The sequence below is a fragment of the Algibacter pectinivorans genome (assembly GCF_900112595.1).
In the GTDB taxonomy this organism is placed as follows: Bacteria; Bacteroidota; Bacteroidia; order Flavobacteriales; family Flavobacteriaceae; genus Algibacter_B; species Algibacter_B pectinivorans.
This window is the reverse complement of sequence record NZ_FOMI01000006.1, coordinates 191,233-206,474: the sequence shown is the minus strand read 5'-3', so window position 1 is coordinate 206,474 and position 15,242 is coordinate 191,233. Positions and strand designations below refer to the sequence as shown.

11 protein-coding genes are annotated in these 15,242 nt (G+C 34.3%); 4 read left to right on the top strand and 7 right to left on the bottom strand.

What is annotated here, in order from left to right; genetic code table 11:
- Positions 1–2: 2 nt before the first annotated feature.
- Positions 3–1,955 carry a peptidylprolyl isomerase gene (locus BMY96_RS10740; protein WP_092851998.1) on the bottom strand — a complete coding sequence of 651 codons (1,953 nt, stop codon included), beginning with the start codon at positions 1,953–1,955 and terminating at the stop codon, positions 3–5.
- Positions 1,956–2,216: 261 nt separating this feature from the next.
- On the opposite strand from BMY96_RS10740, the gene BMY96_RS10735 reads away from it, so the two are divergent.
- Positions 2,217–2,459: a hypothetical protein gene (locus tag BMY96_RS10735; RefSeq protein ID WP_092851996.1), complete on the top strand. Its 243-nt coding sequence runs from the start codon at positions 2,217–2,219 to the stop codon at positions 2,457–2,459.
- Between the two features lie 2 nt (positions 2,460–2,461).
- Here the strand turns inward: BMY96_RS10735 and BMY96_RS10730 are convergent, their stop codons facing one another.
- The 6 genes from BMY96_RS10730 to bshC all read right to left on the bottom strand — a co-directional run bounded on the left by BMY96_RS10730 (position 2,462) and on the right by bshC (position 10,178).
- Positions 2,462–2,692: a DUF3820 family protein gene (locus BMY96_RS10730; RefSeq protein ID WP_092851994.1), complete on the bottom strand. Its 231-nt coding sequence runs from the start codon at positions 2,690–2,692 to the stop codon at positions 2,462–2,464.
- A gap of 33 nt (positions 2,693–2,725) precedes the next feature.
- Positions 2,726–3,265, bottom strand: a complete 540-nt coding sequence (locus BMY96_RS10725; RefSeq protein WP_245750602.1) for a DUF922 domain-containing protein — start codon at positions 3,263–3,265, stop codon at positions 2,726–2,728.
- A gap of 29 nt (positions 3,266–3,294) precedes the next feature.
- On the bottom strand, positions 3,295–5,256 hold the full coding sequence (locus tag BMY96_RS10720) for a LysM peptidoglycan-binding domain-containing protein (protein WP_092851990.1): 1,962 nt from the start codon (positions 5,254–5,256) through the stop codon (positions 3,295–3,297).
- A 317-nt stretch (positions 5,257–5,573) separates the two neighbouring features.
- Positions 5,574–7,109 carry a glutamine-hydrolyzing GMP synthase gene (guaA, locus tag BMY96_RS10715; RefSeq protein ID WP_092851988.1) on the bottom strand — a complete coding sequence of 512 codons (1,536 nt, stop codon included), beginning with the start codon at positions 7,107–7,109 and terminating at the stop codon, positions 5,574–5,576.
- 92 nt (positions 7,110–7,201) lie between these two features.
- Positions 7,202–8,572 carry a pyridoxal phosphate-dependent decarboxylase family protein gene (locus tag BMY96_RS10710; RefSeq protein WP_092851986.1) on the bottom strand — a complete coding sequence of 457 codons (1,371 nt, stop codon included), beginning with the start codon at positions 8,570–8,572 and terminating at the stop codon, positions 7,202–7,204.
- Between the two features lie 4 nt (positions 8,573–8,576).
- A complete protein-coding gene (bshC, locus tag BMY96_RS10705) occupies positions 8,577–10,178 on the bottom strand; it encodes a bacillithiol biosynthesis cysteine-adding enzyme BshC (protein ID WP_092851984.1) in 1,602 nt (533 codons plus the stop codon).
- Positions 10,179–10,443: 265 nt separating this feature from the next.
- Between bshC and BMY96_RS10700 the strand changes: the two genes are divergently transcribed.
- The 3 genes from BMY96_RS10700 (at position 10,444) to BMY96_RS10690 (ending at position 15,210) form a co-directional block, all read left to right on the top strand.
- Positions 10,444–11,976, top strand: a complete 1,533-nt coding sequence (locus BMY96_RS10700) for a PhoX family protein (protein WP_092851982.1) — start codon at positions 10,444–10,446, stop codon at positions 11,974–11,976.
- A 77-nt stretch (positions 11,977–12,053) separates the two neighbouring features.
- Positions 12,054–13,871: a cytochrome-c peroxidase gene (locus tag BMY96_RS10695; protein ID WP_092851980.1), complete on the top strand. Its 1,818-nt coding sequence runs from the start codon at positions 12,054–12,056 to the stop codon at positions 13,869–13,871.
- 76 nt (positions 13,872–13,947) lie between these two features.
- Positions 13,948–15,210 carry a carboxypeptidase-like regulatory domain-containing protein gene (locus tag BMY96_RS10690; protein WP_092851978.1) on the top strand — a complete coding sequence of 421 codons (1,263 nt, stop codon included), beginning with the start codon at positions 13,948–13,950 and terminating at the stop codon, positions 15,208–15,210.
- The last annotated feature ends 32 nt before the right edge of the window (positions 15,211–15,242 follow it).

Sequence of the window (15,242 nt, the reverse complement as noted above, 5' to 3'; positions counted from 1 at the left end):
GCTTATTTTTTAAGTTTAGTTTTTACCGCTTGTAAAACCTCTTGATTAACATTAATTTTATACTTAGCCTTTAAGCCTTTTAACCAATTTTCTTCTTTATAATTTTGATAATCGCTAGTTACAGCGCCTTTAGCTTCTTCAAAGGTTTTTTGCGCTTTAGGATATATTTCTTTAACCTTAACCACTACAAAAGCATCGTTATGCTTATAAATTTTAGAAACGCCAACTTTAAAACTAAATTTTTCAGGAAGTGTTTGGTGGCCAGCATCCATAACATCTGAAGTAAAAATAACATCGACATTATCATTACTGTTTACCAAGGATTTAATGCGATCTAGAGGCCTATTATCTTGAAGCAGTTTCGATACTTTTTTTAATGTTTTTTGTTTTGGTGATGTAGCTACAACCGCATCTATTCGCTCAGGCTGTAGATAATCAGTCCTATGACTATCGTAATAATTTTTAATACCCGTAGTATCGGTTTTAGAGGCATTCCAAATGGTTGTTTCCATTAAATCGAATAACAATAACCCATCTCTATATTCGGCAACAATATGAGCATAATCTTCATTATCTTCTTCCAAATGGGCTTCTTGATAATCGATTAAGTTTTCATTTAAAAAAGCTTCGTATTTATTTAACACTAACTTTTTAAAAGCGATTTTAGCCGAAGTGTTACGCTGTGTATTAGTTAAATACACACCAAAATCGTTATATGTAAATGTTTTATCTCCAATAGTAACTAAAGGTTGTTTACCTGCAAAATCTGATGGAAGTTTCCATGTTTTCTTAAAATAATCATCATTTAAAATAGAAATGAAATAGTTTAAATTTGGTGGCGTGTCGCTAATTGAATACTTAGCTCTTAGTTTATCGGTAAGTGCTTTATCAATAAGCTTAGATCTGCTATCGCGTTTTACCTTTTCTATTAATTCTGGTTTAATTTTTTCAAGACTTGGCACTGGCGTAATGTCGTGCAGTTTTACTATATGCCAACCAAAATCTGTTTTAAAAGGTTTTGAGACATCGCCTATATTTTTTAAACCAAAAGCCACATCTTCAAATTCCTTGGCTCGTAATTGTCCGCTTGAAAAAGCTTTAAGCATACCGCCTTTTGATGCCGAATTCTTATCGTCTGAAAACTGTTTTGCCAAAGCATCAAAGGCTTCACCTTGATTTAGTTTTTTATAGATATCTTGAATTCGAACTTCTGGATTTTCTGCTATAGAATCATTTTTATTTTCTACAACCATAATATGAGCAACAGTGCGCTCTCCTCTAGACTGTCGTTTATCTAAAACATTAACTATATGATAGCCAAAACGAGTTCTAAAAGGTTGAGAGATATCGCCAACATTGGTGTTAAATGCGGCATTTTCAAACTTGTATACCATTTTAAAACCACCAAAATAACCAAGTTTCTCACCATATACGGTTTGTCCGTTATGCACTTCTGCCCTTACTTTTTCAAATCCTTCTTTTAAGGCACGCGCTCTTAACTTTGTTATTTTATTAAAAGCAACCAGCGAATCTTGAGGCGAAGCATTTTCATTAAGCTTCACTAAAATATGATTGGCATTTACTTCATTTAACGTTCTATCGTAAGCTTCTTCCACCAAAGCATCCGTAACTTTGGCATCTGTTATATAGTTTTTAGCCAATTGTTTTTTATAGCTAGATAACTCTCTTAAGTAAGATGGCTTTTTATCTAACTCTAACCTTTTTGCTTCTTTTAGCTTTAACTTATAGTTTGTAAAAAGTGTTAAATAAGCATCAACATCTTTTTGAGATTCGTCTTGAACTAAATCTAAATTCTTATTATATACCCTTAAAAACTCATCTGCATAAACAGGTTCGCCATCAACAGTAAAAAGCACCTTACCCTCTAAATTTTGTCCCTTTGCGTTTAATGCCGCTAAGGTTAAAAACAGAGCAAATAAATATCTTAATGTCATTAGATTAAATTTTATAATATTCATCGATTGGGTTGCATTACGCTGTGATTAATTATAGTATTACAGCCTATTGGTCTAGACTTCTAATATATGGCTTGACATTTTTCAGCGCTTACAAAAATAATAATATAAAGCTATAATACAAGTTGTTTTGCTAACGATTAAAAAAACTAATTAGTATAACTAATAAACTTTAAAACAAGAGATTATATTTGTTTCTATTAGCTTTATATTTGAACCTAAAAAAAGCAACTTATACACATGCGTAAACTAAAACTAATTTGGGATTTTCGCGGACCAGATGCCAGTAAAATAGCAGAACACCACGAAATTCATTTAAAAGAGTATATTCAATTAGAAAATTTAAATATACCCCTTACCGGAGTTGAGGCTTTAAGTGAGCTTCATAGCATTGCTTTTTTGGTTGTAAATGAAGACCAAATGAAACCTATCCGAGATGCGTTAAAACCACATCGCGGTCAAGTTTATAATGCAGATAATTAGAATTACCGTTTTGGGTATTGCTTTCTAATATTCCAAATTAACTCCTCCAATCCATTTAATTTTAGTTCGTACACCTGTTCTAGCATAGTCCCTAATTTCCCTTTTGGAAACCCTTTACTATGGTACCACACCACATAATATTCTGGTAAGTCTATTAAGTAACGGTCTTTATATTTACCAAACGGCATTTTGGTATGCGCCAAGTCTATTAAAAATTGTTTATCTGGCAGCATAGGTTTAGTTTGTTAATTTAAATATAATTGGGTTTAATTTATTGCGTATTTGGAATACTTCTCTAGTTCGGTAACCATAAATGCATTCCATGTAGCTTGCGCTTCTTTATTTCTAGAAAAATCGGTTTCGCTATCGTACTTTTTTTGCATCACAGCTAGTTCTGCATTAATCGTTTTATAAAGTGCTTTAAGTTCCTGTTTAATAGAATTGGAAATATTAAGCTTACTAATTCTATATTTAAACTTTCGTGCAAATAACTCTGTTATATTAAAATGAGTTTGCTCGTGACCTAAAATATGAGTGGTAGCACGATCTTTTTTATACCATGATTTTTCGGGATAAAAATGAGCAAACACCTCGGTAGTAAAACCAACCACCTCATCCTTGTTTGTTTTAGTAACCGAATATCTAAATGTTATTCCAGAAGCAGTATTAGCAACTGCCTCCTCGTCCATTTTAGGCGCGCCCTTAAAATCGTTCCAAGAGAGCTTGTTTGCATCACTCCAAACCACGAATGGCTCGTTATCTTGAACACAAAAAAGACATATAAAAATTAGTAAAATTTTGCTCACAAAAATAAAACGTATAGCCTTAAGTATTATTATTTAACCTCAACAATAGTTAAATCGTCGTACTTTACTAGATAAACCGAATCGTTATAATACCCACCAAAAAGCTTCTTTTTATAAGCAAACTTGTTTTCTACATATTCCGTTAATGGTGCATTAATTACCGAAGCATATAAATCGGTAGAAGAAACTAAACGCAGCACCACATCCATAGTTAAATCGAATCCTTTTACGGCTCTTTTATTTGGCGTTATATTATATTGTTTCTCGTATGCCTTAACAAACGAATTATTGTCATTTTCGCTATATTCCTTTGATGCCGATGCAAAATGAAATTGTAAATTAGACAAATGCGAGTTATTAATTTGATCGCCTTCAAAAGCCGAATTAATATTAGTAGTTAACAAAATAATCTCTGTTGCTTTAGCATCTACTTGTTCTGGATTAACTTTATTATTTAACGACGCTAACACACTGGTTACATTGGATGCATAACCTTCGTTTTGTGTTTCTAAAAACACCATATTTTTACCAGGTTTAAGCGCTCCCTCAATATCTGCTTTTGTTACAAAAAATTCATCTTTACCCTCTTTATTCTTTCTAGAATATACAATTTTAGCCTTATTAAACTCCTGTTTTAAACTATTAGCAATGCTAATATTTTTGCTATCGGTTATAATAACAATATTACTTGCTTTGGAGTCAGACTTTACATAATTAACCACCTTATCTTTTAACAAGTCGTTAGATGGTCTAGATTGAAACACATTGTCGTGCAATTTTAAATTTGTTCCAATAGGCGAAATTACTGGAACGTTATAAGGTTTTAACTCCAAGGCCACTTTATTAAAACTAGCTGGTGTTAATGGCCCAATAACGGCATCGACATTTTCAAAATTATTTTCTCTTAATATTCTAGACACTTCGCTAACCTCGTAACGTGTATCGTAAACATCTACTTTTAAATTAACGCCTAAGGTTTTTAAAGAATCTAAAGCCATTAAAACGCCCGAATGAAAATCTAAAGACACATCTAAGTAAGGGTCTCTTTTTAAACTCGATTTCATATCGCTTACCGAGTCAAAATCAACACGATGCATTCTAAAAGGTAACATAACAGCAATATGCTTAGTATCGTAATTAGATACGCTAGTAGTTAAATCGCTAGCCTCTCCTTCTTGCATTGTTGTAACCGCTGCATCAGTGTTTGCTGTAACAGCATTGGTATTAGTAGTATACGGTATTTTTAAAATCATACCAGATTTTAAACCTGTTTCTTTTAACCCAGGGTTTAAAGCTTCAATTTCAGCTTGTTCCAAGCCTAATTTTAGCTTTAATCGATAAAAGCCCTCTTTAGGTAATACCTTATAATAACTGTACTTCTCGTCGTATTGCTTTTGTTCTTTAGCTTCAAGATTTGGCACATTAATGGTAGCTCCTTCATTTAAAACCGCTGGCATATTTGGGTTTAAAGCCTCCAATTCATCCACAGTAATTCCAAATTTATAAGCAATACGCCATTTCCCTTCTTTTGGCTTTACGGTATACGTTTTTGTTGTAGCAACTTCCTCAACCGTTTCTGTTATTTTAAACTGTGGAATTTGAAGTTTATCACCTTTCTTTAAAGGGTTTGCATACAAGAACTTGTTATGCTTTTTAATATCATCTTCAGATATTTTATACTTTTTAGCCAAACTATAAAGCGTTTCTTTTCGCTTTGTTTTATGCTCTGTAAAACCAACTAACTGCTTATCTACAGTTACTTTTGGTCTATTAGCCTTTGATATAGGAATTATTAAAACCGTATTAGGTTTTAATGCCTTTTTAGCATCTGGGTTTAACTTATAAATATCAGAAGGCGTTACAAAATATCGCTTTGCAATCCCTTCAACCGTTTCTCCGTTTTTAACCTGGTGCGTACTAAAATTTTGTGCCTGTACCGTTGTAAAACCAAATGCTAAAACCAAAAAAAGTACTAATAAAAATCTATTCATGTTATTGTAATCTGCTAATAAATATAAAAACCCCGACTATAAAAATATATACGCGCTTACCCCATTTTAGGACTAAAGCAAAACTATTTTTCTTAACACTAGCACATAACATGCCAAAAATTATTTGGGCCTTACCCAAAAGGGGCGGGCTAAAAGCCTGTCTTGAGCACAGTCGAAAGGCTACAAGTCCTCGCTCCTCCTTCGTCGGGCTGTGGGCTATCCGCTGCAATCCCTAACGCAAAACGGTTTTCAGTTGGCAGTCTTCAGTTCTCAGTCTTCAGGTTTAGTTCTAACGCTTGCGTAAACTGGGTACTAAATTACTCCCATTCAATAGTTGCTGGTGGCTTACTACTAATATCGTAAACTACTCTATTAACGCCTTTAACCTTATTTATTATATCGTTGGATGTTTTTTGCAAAAACTCGTAAGGTAAGTTTACCCAATCGGCAGTCATACCATCCGTACTTTCAACAGCTCTTAAAGCGACACATTTTTCGTAAGTACGCTCATCGCCCATTACACCTACACTGTTTACTGGTAATAACATTGCTCCTGCTTGCCAAACCTTATCGTATAAGCCCCATTCTTTAAGGCCGTTTATAAAAATAGCATCAACTTCTTGAAGCATACGTACTTTTTCGGCGGTAATATCTCCTAAAATACGAATTCCTAAACCAGGACCCGGAAAGGGATGACGACCCAATAATTCTGGATCAATACCTAAAGTAGCGCCAACACGTCTTACTTCATCTTTAAAGATAGCACGTAAAGGTTCTACAATTTTAAGTTTCATAAAATCCGGTAAACCACCTACGTTATGATGACTCTTTATAGTTGCCGATGGTCCTCCAGTTGCCGAAACACTTTCAATAACATCTGGATAAATAGTTCCTTGGGCCAACCATTTAACATCTTCTAATTTATGAGCCTCGTCATCAAATACTTCAATAAAAGCATTACCAATGGCTTTACGTTTTTTCTCTGGATCTTCAATTCCGGCTAAGGCATCTAAAAATCGTTTAGAAGCATCGACACCTTTTACATTAAGGCCCATACCTTCGTATTGTTTTAAAACACTTTCAAACTCATTTTTACGAAGTAAACCATTGTTTACAAAAATGCAATATAAGTTTTTACCAATAGCTTTATTTAAAAGTACCGCTGCTACTGTAGAATCTACACCTCCAGAAAGTCCTAAAACCACTTTATCGCCTCCTACTTTATCTTTAATAGCTGCTACAGTCTCTTCAACAAAAGAATCTGGTGTCCAATCTTGATTAATACCAGCAATAGTTACTAAAAAGTTTTCAAGTAACTGTTTCCCATCGGTAGAGTGATATACTTCTGGGTGAAACTGTATAGCAAAAGTAGTTTCACCTTGAATTTTATAAGCCGCATTTTCCACATCGCTAGTACTAGCCAATAACACACCGCCTTTTGGTAAAGCCTTAATAGTATCGCTATGGCTCATCCAAACCTGAGATCCTTCAGATATATTAGATAAAAAAGGTTCTCCTTTTTGAACAAAGGATAGGTTTGCACGCCCATACTCTCTGGTGTTTGATGGTGCTACTTCACCTCCCGAAAAATGCGCCAAATATTGCGCACCATAACATACGGCAAGCATTGGTTTTTTCCCTCTTATTTCCGACAGGTCCGGATGCAATGCATCTTCACCGCGTACAGAGTTTGGGCTACCAGAAAGAATTACAGCTTTGTAATCTTCTATGTTGGTTGGAATTTTGTTAAATGGATGTATTTCGGAGTAGATGTTGAGTTCTCTAACTCGACGCGCAATAAGCTGTGTGTATTGCGATCCGAAGTCTAATATTAATACCTTGTCATGTTGCATGCGCAAAAATAGTAATGATTTTATAATTACAAATACCTATTCAATTTTTTTTTACCCCTACTTTTCAACAGTTTATTATAACATATTTATTGCTACGCCATAGAATCTAAAATCGCTTTAATATCGTCTTCTGTAGTATCCGGGTTTATAAAACAGAAACGCGAAACGGTTTCAAAAGTATCGCTATTTTTCCACTTAGTTGGTGTAACTAAGGCAAAACCAGATTTATGATTTTCGTAGGTCCAATGTGTATAATCTTCAGGCTTCCATCCTATCCTTCTATATAACACACAAGACAAACTAGGCGCTCTTACCAATTCTACATTGGGGTTTTCTTCAATTAACCTGCCTGCTATTTGTGCCAATTCTATACCACGTTCTACAGCTTCTTTATACCTATCCGTACCATGTGTGGCTAGCGAAAACCATAAAGGTAATCCTCTAACACGACGGGTTAATTGTATTTGATAATCGGTTGGATTAAACCCATGCGCGCCTTCATCTTTAAAAATATCTAGATAAGACCCCTGTTGCGAGTGGGCGTTTTTAGCTAATTCTGGATCCTTATAAATAATAGCACCACAATCGTAAGGCGAAAACATCCATTTATGCGGATCTATGGTTATACTATCGGCTCGCTCAATACCATTAAACAAATACCTTACAGAATCGGCAGCCAAAGCACCACCGCCATAAGCAGCATCAACATGAAACCAAATGTTTTCGTTTTCGCATATTTTGGCAATGCCTTCTAAATCGTCAATAATACCAGCATTAGTTGTGCCTCCTGTTCCTACTACGGCAAATAACCGCGTGCGTTGCTGCTCGGTTAAACCCTCTATTGTTTTTTGTAAATCTGAGCCATACATAACATCTTCAGTATCTACTAAAAGAATATCTACATCGGCTACCTTAGCCATAGCTTTTATAGAAGAATGCGCCCCTATTGACGTTATTATTAAACCTTTTTCTCTTTTAAATGCGTCTTGCTCTCGCCAATGTTCGCGAGCAGTAACAATTGCCGATAAATTAGCTGCTGTTCCGCCGCTTGTAAACACTCCAAAAGCTCCTTCTGGCATGCCTGTTAAAGACACAATCCATTTCATGGCTTCATTTTCGCAAAAAATACCGCCAGCGCCCTCCATCCAATACGCACCATGAATGCTGGATGCCGAAGTTACCAAATCGAACATAATAGCTGCACGTGTTGGAGCTGCAGGCACAAATGCTAGATTGCGCGGATGATCTACCGGCACATTAGCTTTCATTAAATGCTTTCGCCACTTTTTAAACGCAACTTCTCCTCCAATACCTTCTTTAGTAATCGTTTCGCCCACCAACGCCTTTAACTCTTCTGCCTTTTTGGGCTTGCCTATTTTAGGATTAGTAGAAGAAATCCTATCAATGGTGTACTTCATGACATCCATAGTCATTTCTACTAATTCAATATCTATTTTATGCATGCTTTTAAAAGTTTAATATTAAAAACTCGCCTTTTAAAGGCTCTAAGTTTTCAATTAGATTAGGAATTAGTTGGTCGCCATACTCTAAATAAAATTCCGAAAAATTGGCGTTTCGTTCTTGCAAACTTTCGTTAGGAAATAATTCGTTTTTTATGGCTGTCATGCGTGCTACCTCATCAGACAGTTTTCTTTTTTGTGCTTTCAACAAGCGCTTTTCTAGGTTATCAAGACCTTTTAACTGTTTCAACTCTTGTGCTTTTACAGCGCCTAAAAAAGATTTATCGGTTTGTTCTGCTAATTCATATAGCGCCTTAAACTGATCTTCTAAATGTATTTTTTGAGGTGAAAAATCGATATCGATATTCGAAATATCTCTTACTTTTTTATTAATTAAAGAGGCGCGTTTTAAAAATAAATTTTCGGTCGTAATATTTAACTTCTCAAGCTTTTCTACTTGCTTTTCTGTTCTTATTAGTACCGAGTTTCTTAAAAGCAACATCGGGAAAGGCACCTTAACGGCATCAAAATAATCTTTTAACTGCATCCAATAGGCTAATTCTCCGCCACCACCAATGTAGCATAAGTTTGGTAAAATTACTTCTTGGTATAAAGGACGCATTATAACATTAGGCGAAAATTTTTCTGGATGCTCCAAAAGCTCGTTTTGTATGGCATTTTTACTAAACATAATTGTGGTGTTTAGTACTTTGTATACATCATCTTCAAAAACAATACGCTCTCTTATACCCTTTTCTAAATAAAATAAATTTATTTCTCTTGGGTTTACTTGTATTTTATAAGCGTCTGATATTGCTGCTAACCTATTATTTGTTTCCGTAACTTTATTAAAAGACGTTTGGTTAAACAATTCGGTTTCAACATACGGTATAAATAACTTTTTTAATGCGGCATCATTAGCATCTACTATTACTAACCCGTAATCTTTAAACAATTCATTTGCCAAAAATCGCGTTGCATCAGCAAGATTATCATGCTTTAAATAAGCATTTTCAAATAAGGCTTTTATATATTGTGCATTTGTGGTTTGCCCTAAATCTTTCGAAAATATATTAAAAATAGCATCTAAACCTTCGGTTGAAAGTTCTCCAACTGCACCACTAGCGGCTTTGTTCCATTGAAATTTCTTCCCTTTAAAATTGAAATAATTAATTTCATCAAAGTCATGATCTTCGGTCGCCATCCAATAAATAGGAACAAAATCTTGATTTGGATATGCCGCCTTAAGCGTTTTAGCCAAATTTATAGTGGAAACAATCTTGTAGAGAAAATAAAGTGGCCCAGTAAATAAATTAAGTTGATGCCCTGTTGTTATAGTAAAAGTACTAGTGGCCTTTAAAAGCTCTAAATGGCTATTAGTTTCAGCTGAAGTATCTAAACTTTTATATTGATTTTTTAAAACAGAAACGAGCGTTTTTCTGTTTTCCATTGGAAAAGACGCCGCTTTATCTTGTATTTGAGCTTTAAAATTTTCAAGTTTAGGAAAACGATTGTAAAAAGATTCTAATTCTGCTTTTTCATCTAAATAATCGCATATTAACGACGAAAAGTATCCTGTTTTATTAAATGCTATATAATCTTGTGTCATGCTTTACATTAAAATCATGTAAATATACGGCTATTCTATTTTTAGAAATCTAAAAAATAAGTTAAGAGTTTCTACATAATTAAAACAAGGTAATATTAGGGTAACATACTCCAACAAATTAGCAACTCTACTTAATACTACTTTAACCTAGATAACTTTATTATAACCCTAAATTAATAAAAGGACAAGGCTAGCTTAACACCATTACAACCTTGTAATAATAGTTTTGGCTACATATAATTAACCAAATAAAACAATCGAAGTTATGAAGAATTTTTTAAGACTACTATTAGCATTTTTAGTAGTTTTTTCAACAAGTACAACACTTTTAAGTTGCGAACCAGAAGACGGTAAAAACGGTATTGATGGTATAGACGGACAAGATGGAGCCGACGGGGAAGATGGTGTAGATGGTGAAGATTTTACACCAGCAATTACTATGTTTGAAAACAAATCTACCTTAGCACCTTTAGTATCCATAGGTTCAGATTTTAGCACCGTAAATGCATTTTCTTTAATTAGCTCTACCGATGTACTTTCTAACGGTTTTAGATTAATAGGTGCACAAGATGGCGCTGGATTTCTTAAAGATGGAAATGAATATATATATGTAGTTAATGCTGAAGATGATTATAGTGTTTCTCGTATCCGTTTTGATGAAAACTTAAACCCAATTAAAGGAGACTGGTTATTAAATGCTGGTGTTGCAGATTTTGCAAGGCAATGTTCTGGTACCATGTGGGAAAAAGAGATACATGGTGGAGATAAAGACATCTTTTTATCGGCTTCTGAAAGCATTGCTTATGATGTTAAAGGTATTGACCCTTGGATTGAAACACCTACTCCTACTGCCGATTTTGGATTAGATGCTTTAGGTGAGTTTTCATGGGAAAACGCTGTGCCATTACCAAAAAACACCTATGCTGGTAAAACAGTTATTATTGGTGGAGATGACGATTCTAGCGGGTCTGAAGGTCAAGTTACTATGTATGTATCTGAAAATGGTGATGCCGATTTAGAAAACGGAAAAATTTACGTTTTAAGATTCAAGCAAGTTTCTGATGGTGCAGGTGGTGCAGTTGCTGTAGACGCAGATAAAGTTTATAACGAAGGTAGCCTTGATTTCCAAAAAACTTACGACGTTGAATTTGTTGAAATCGTTAATGGTGCAGCCATGACAAAAAACGAAATGGAAGATGCTTGTACTGCTGTTTACGCCTCACAGTTTATGCGTGTTGAAGATGTAGATTACCAAAAAGGTAGCGATGCCAATGCATTAAATGTGTTTTTTGCAGTAACAGGAAGAGGCCCAGGAAGAGGAACTTACAACGATTGGGGCACTGTTTATAAATTGGAATTAGATGCTAACAACCCATTAGAAGGAAAACTAACTCAAATTGTAAGTGGAAATACAGATACGAACAACATGGACGGAAACCTTGATGCCCTACAAAGTCCAGACAACATCTGTGTAACAGAAAACTTTGTTTATATTCAAGAAGACCCTAACTCTTTTAGTAGAGGTCATGGTGCTCAAATTTATCAAACAGATTTATCTGGTAACGGAGCAAAAGTACTTTTAGAATTGGTAGTTGAGAACAATCTTGACCCTTCAGGAAGTTCTGGTTTTTCAGGAGAATTTGGTGCTTTAGTAGACATCTCAGACAAAGTAGGTGTGCCAGATACGTTTTTATTAAACTTACAACCACACTACTGGGAAAGCGACGAGTTTGTCACTTCTGCTTTACCTCATAACCAAGGTGGCCAAATTGTATTATTACAAGGCTTACCTAGATAACATTACATTTTTTTTAATAATAAAAGAATCTCCATTTAGTAATGGAGATTCTTTGTATTTATAATTTTATTCAAAACATGACTTCCACCATTAAACTTTTAAGTATTCTAACGCTAATAACCATTCTTCATTCTTGCAACAAAGCAAAAGAAGAAACTGTTCCGCTACCTAATTGGTCGGCAGCACAAAATTATTACCTAGAGCAAATCAATACATCAATTGCATATCTTGACAGCTTAAAAGCCGAAGGCATACACGGACAAAAATCGAAACACTATTTTACATTAGCAAGAGCCGCTTTTAAAAAAGCAGAACCCTACGCGTCTTACCTAAACCCAGAAGTTGGCCATAGAGCGAACGGACCTGCACTTCCGCTATATAAAGAGGATAATGGCAAAATACTTAATCCTGTTGGTTTTCAAAAAATAGAGGAAAGTGTTTATGATAAAGAAACATCGGCCGATGAATTTAATGCAGAAGTATATGTTACCACAGGAATGCTACATGTGCTAAAAAAAGGAATTGCCAAACGCGAATTAAATGCACAACGCTTTTTTATTGCCACACACCAGCAATTATTTAGGATAGTGAGTTTAGGTATTTCTGGTTTCGACACTCCTGTAAGCCATTTAGGAATAAACGAGAGTAAAATTTCATTAGAGGCATTACATACTGTTTATAAATACACCATACAACCCATTATAAAAGCGAAAGACGCTAATTTAGATGCTCAATTTCAAGACCATATAACTAAAGCAATAACTTACATTGAAAATAATACCGATTTTAACACCTTTGATAGGTTTACCTTTACCAGAAATTTTATGAATCCTATAACTAGAAATTGGGTTGAAATTCGTAAAACAAGTAACATTTGGGAACCAATTACTACAATGCCTTTTAATTTTGATGCACCTACTTTTTTTGAGGATAACACATTTAACCTTAACTATTTTACCCCAACAACCAACCGAAACCCAACCGAAAAACAAATTGTTTTAGGTAAAAAACTTTTTTTAGATCCTAAACTATCTGCAAATGGTAATATGGCTTGTGTAACTTGCCACATACCTAGTAAAGGCTATGCCGATGGTATGGCGTTAAATCTAGATAACCAAGGTAAACCCTTGCAACGCAACACCCCTACTTTAATAAATGCAGCATTTCAAAAAAGTTTCTTTTGGGACGGTAGAGCTAATAGCTTATTGGATCAAATTTCAATGGTTTTTAAAAACAATAAAGAGTTTAATACCAATGTTCATGAATTTTCAGATGCTATTCTTAAAGACTCTACATATAATAAGTTATTTGAAGATGCCTACGGCTCAATTCCTAAAAGCAATAAAACGGTTATTAAAGCTATATCATCATACATATCCACCTTAAACGGTTTAAACTCTAAATTCGACCAAAACATTAGAGGAGAGAAAAACACCTATACAGAAGAAGAAAAACAAGGTTACAATTTATTTATGGGAAAAGCATTGTGTGCTACTTGCCACTTTATGCCTTTAACAAATGGTACTGTACCTCCTTTTTTCACTGAAACAGAACGCGAGGTTATTGGTGTTCCAGAAACTAATAAAAACCAAAAGCTTGATAACGATTTAGGCTTTTATTGGAGGTTTAAAGAAGATATTCATTTAGGCATGTTTAAAACACCAACCATACGTAACATAGCCCTTACTGCACCTTATATGCATAATGGCGTTTTTAATACTTTAGAAGAAGTTATGGAGTTTTACAACCAAGGCGGCGGTGGCGGATTAGGATTTGATCTTGCACACCAAACTTTGCCTTTTGATAATTTAGACCTATCTGAACAGGAAGTAACATCTATTATTGCATTTATGAAAACATTAACCGACAACAATATAGAAAGCACCTACAACTAAAACAAATCGATTGATTTTTAGATAATTACAGATATATTTTGTATTTTAATGGATGAATTAAACACAAAATATAGCCATGAAAAACAGAACATATTATACGATTGTCTATATAACTGTTCTATTATGCTTTAGCAGCACAGACATTATAGCTCAAAATTCGGATACCTTTGAAGAATTAAAAGGAAAAATAGTTGATGCCGATAGCAACACACCATTAACTTTCACCGACATTGTTATAACCAACTCCTACATAAGCACGGTTACTAATAATGACGGTGAATTTCTTTTAAAAATACCAACTACACTTTTAAAAGAGACCGTCTCAATTTCTCATTTGGGTTATGAAAAAAGAGAATTAAAGGTTAGCGAAATTAAGCTTAATGCTAAAATTAAATTAACTCCTGCCCTTACCGCATTAAACACCATTAATATTACCACAAGGACTAAAAATGCGCGAGATGTAATCATAGAAACCCTTAAAAAGAAAAGCAGTCTATACAATAACAAAAACACTGTTATGACTGCCTTTTACAGGGAAACCATAAAAAAACGCAGAAAAAACGCATCCCTATCTGAAGCGGTTGTTAAAATTCATAAGCAACCTTACAACAATATTAAGAACGACCATATTGAGTTAATAAAAGCTAGAAAAAACACCGATTATTCCAAACTAGACACTTTAGCCTTAAAACTACAAGGTGGTCCGTTTAGTAACCTATACACCGATATTATTAAATATCCGGAATTCATTTTTACATCCAATGATATACCTATGTATGCCTTTAGCTTTGATAATACTACAGTTATAAATGGCAGAGACATTTTTGTTATAAATTTTAGGCAAAACGAAAATATTAGCACGCCATTATACTATGGTAAATTATATATCGACGCAGAAACCCTAGCGTTAACCAATGCGGTTTACAGTCTAAATATTTCAAACAGAGCGTTGTCTAGTAATATGTTTGTTAGAAAAAAACCAAAAAAGGTTGATGTTTACCCAACGCAAGCCACATATCGAGTAAATTACAGAACAACAAACGGTAAATGGCATTATGCTTACAGTAATATAGCTTTAACATTTAAGGTAAATTGGAAAGGCAAACTATTTAACAGTGTGTATACTTTAAATAGCGAAATGGCTGTAACAGATTGGGAAATTCATAATACCAAACTAGCAAAGACTCGAACTACACTAATTCGCCCCACCACAATTTTAAGCGATAAAACCTCAGGTTTCTCAGATCCTGAATTTTGGGGTTCATACAACATTATAGAACCAGAAAAATCAATTGAATCGGCTATTAGAAAAATACAAAAACAGCTAAAACGAACGTAATAAGTGGAATTTAGCGAAGTTTAAACACTTTT

Excerpts from the sequence above, each read along its gene's own strand:
- BMY96_RS10720 (WP_092851990.1), bottom strand. The coding sequence starts at position 5,256 with ATGAATAGATTTTTATTAGTACTTTTTTTGGTTTTAGCATTTGGTTTT.
- BMY96_RS10690 (WP_092851978.1), top strand. The coding sequence starts at position 13,948 with ATGAAAAACAGAACATATTATACGATTGTCTATATAACTGTTCTATTA.
- guaA (WP_092851988.1), bottom strand. The coding sequence starts at position 7,109 with ATGCAACATGACAAGGTATTAATATTAGACTTCGGATCGCAATACACA.
- BMY96_RS10735 (WP_092851996.1), top strand. The coding sequence starts at position 2,217 with ATGCGTAAACTAAAACTAATTTGGGATTTTCGCGGACCAGATGCCAGT.
- BMY96_RS10730 (WP_092851994.1), bottom strand. The coding sequence starts at position 2,692 with ATGCTGCCAGATAAACAATTTTTAATAGACTTGGCGCATACCAAAATG.
- bshC (WP_092851984.1), bottom strand. The coding sequence starts at position 10,178 with ATGACACAAGATTATATAGCATTTAATAAAACAGGATACTTTTCGTCG.
- BMY96_RS10740 (WP_092851998.1), bottom strand. The coding sequence starts at position 1,955 with ATGACATTAAGATATTTATTTGCTCTGTTTTTAACCTTAGCGGCATTA.
- BMY96_RS10695 (WP_092851980.1), top strand. The coding sequence starts at position 12,054 with ATGACTTCCACCATTAAACTTTTAAGTATTCTAACGCTAATAACCATT.
- BMY96_RS10710 (WP_092851986.1), bottom strand. The coding sequence starts at position 8,572 with ATGCATAAAATAGATATTGAATTAGTAGAAATGACTATGGATGTCATG.
- BMY96_RS10700 (WP_092851982.1), top strand. The coding sequence starts at position 10,444 with ATGAAGAATTTTTTAAGACTACTATTAGCATTTTTAGTAGTTTTTTCA.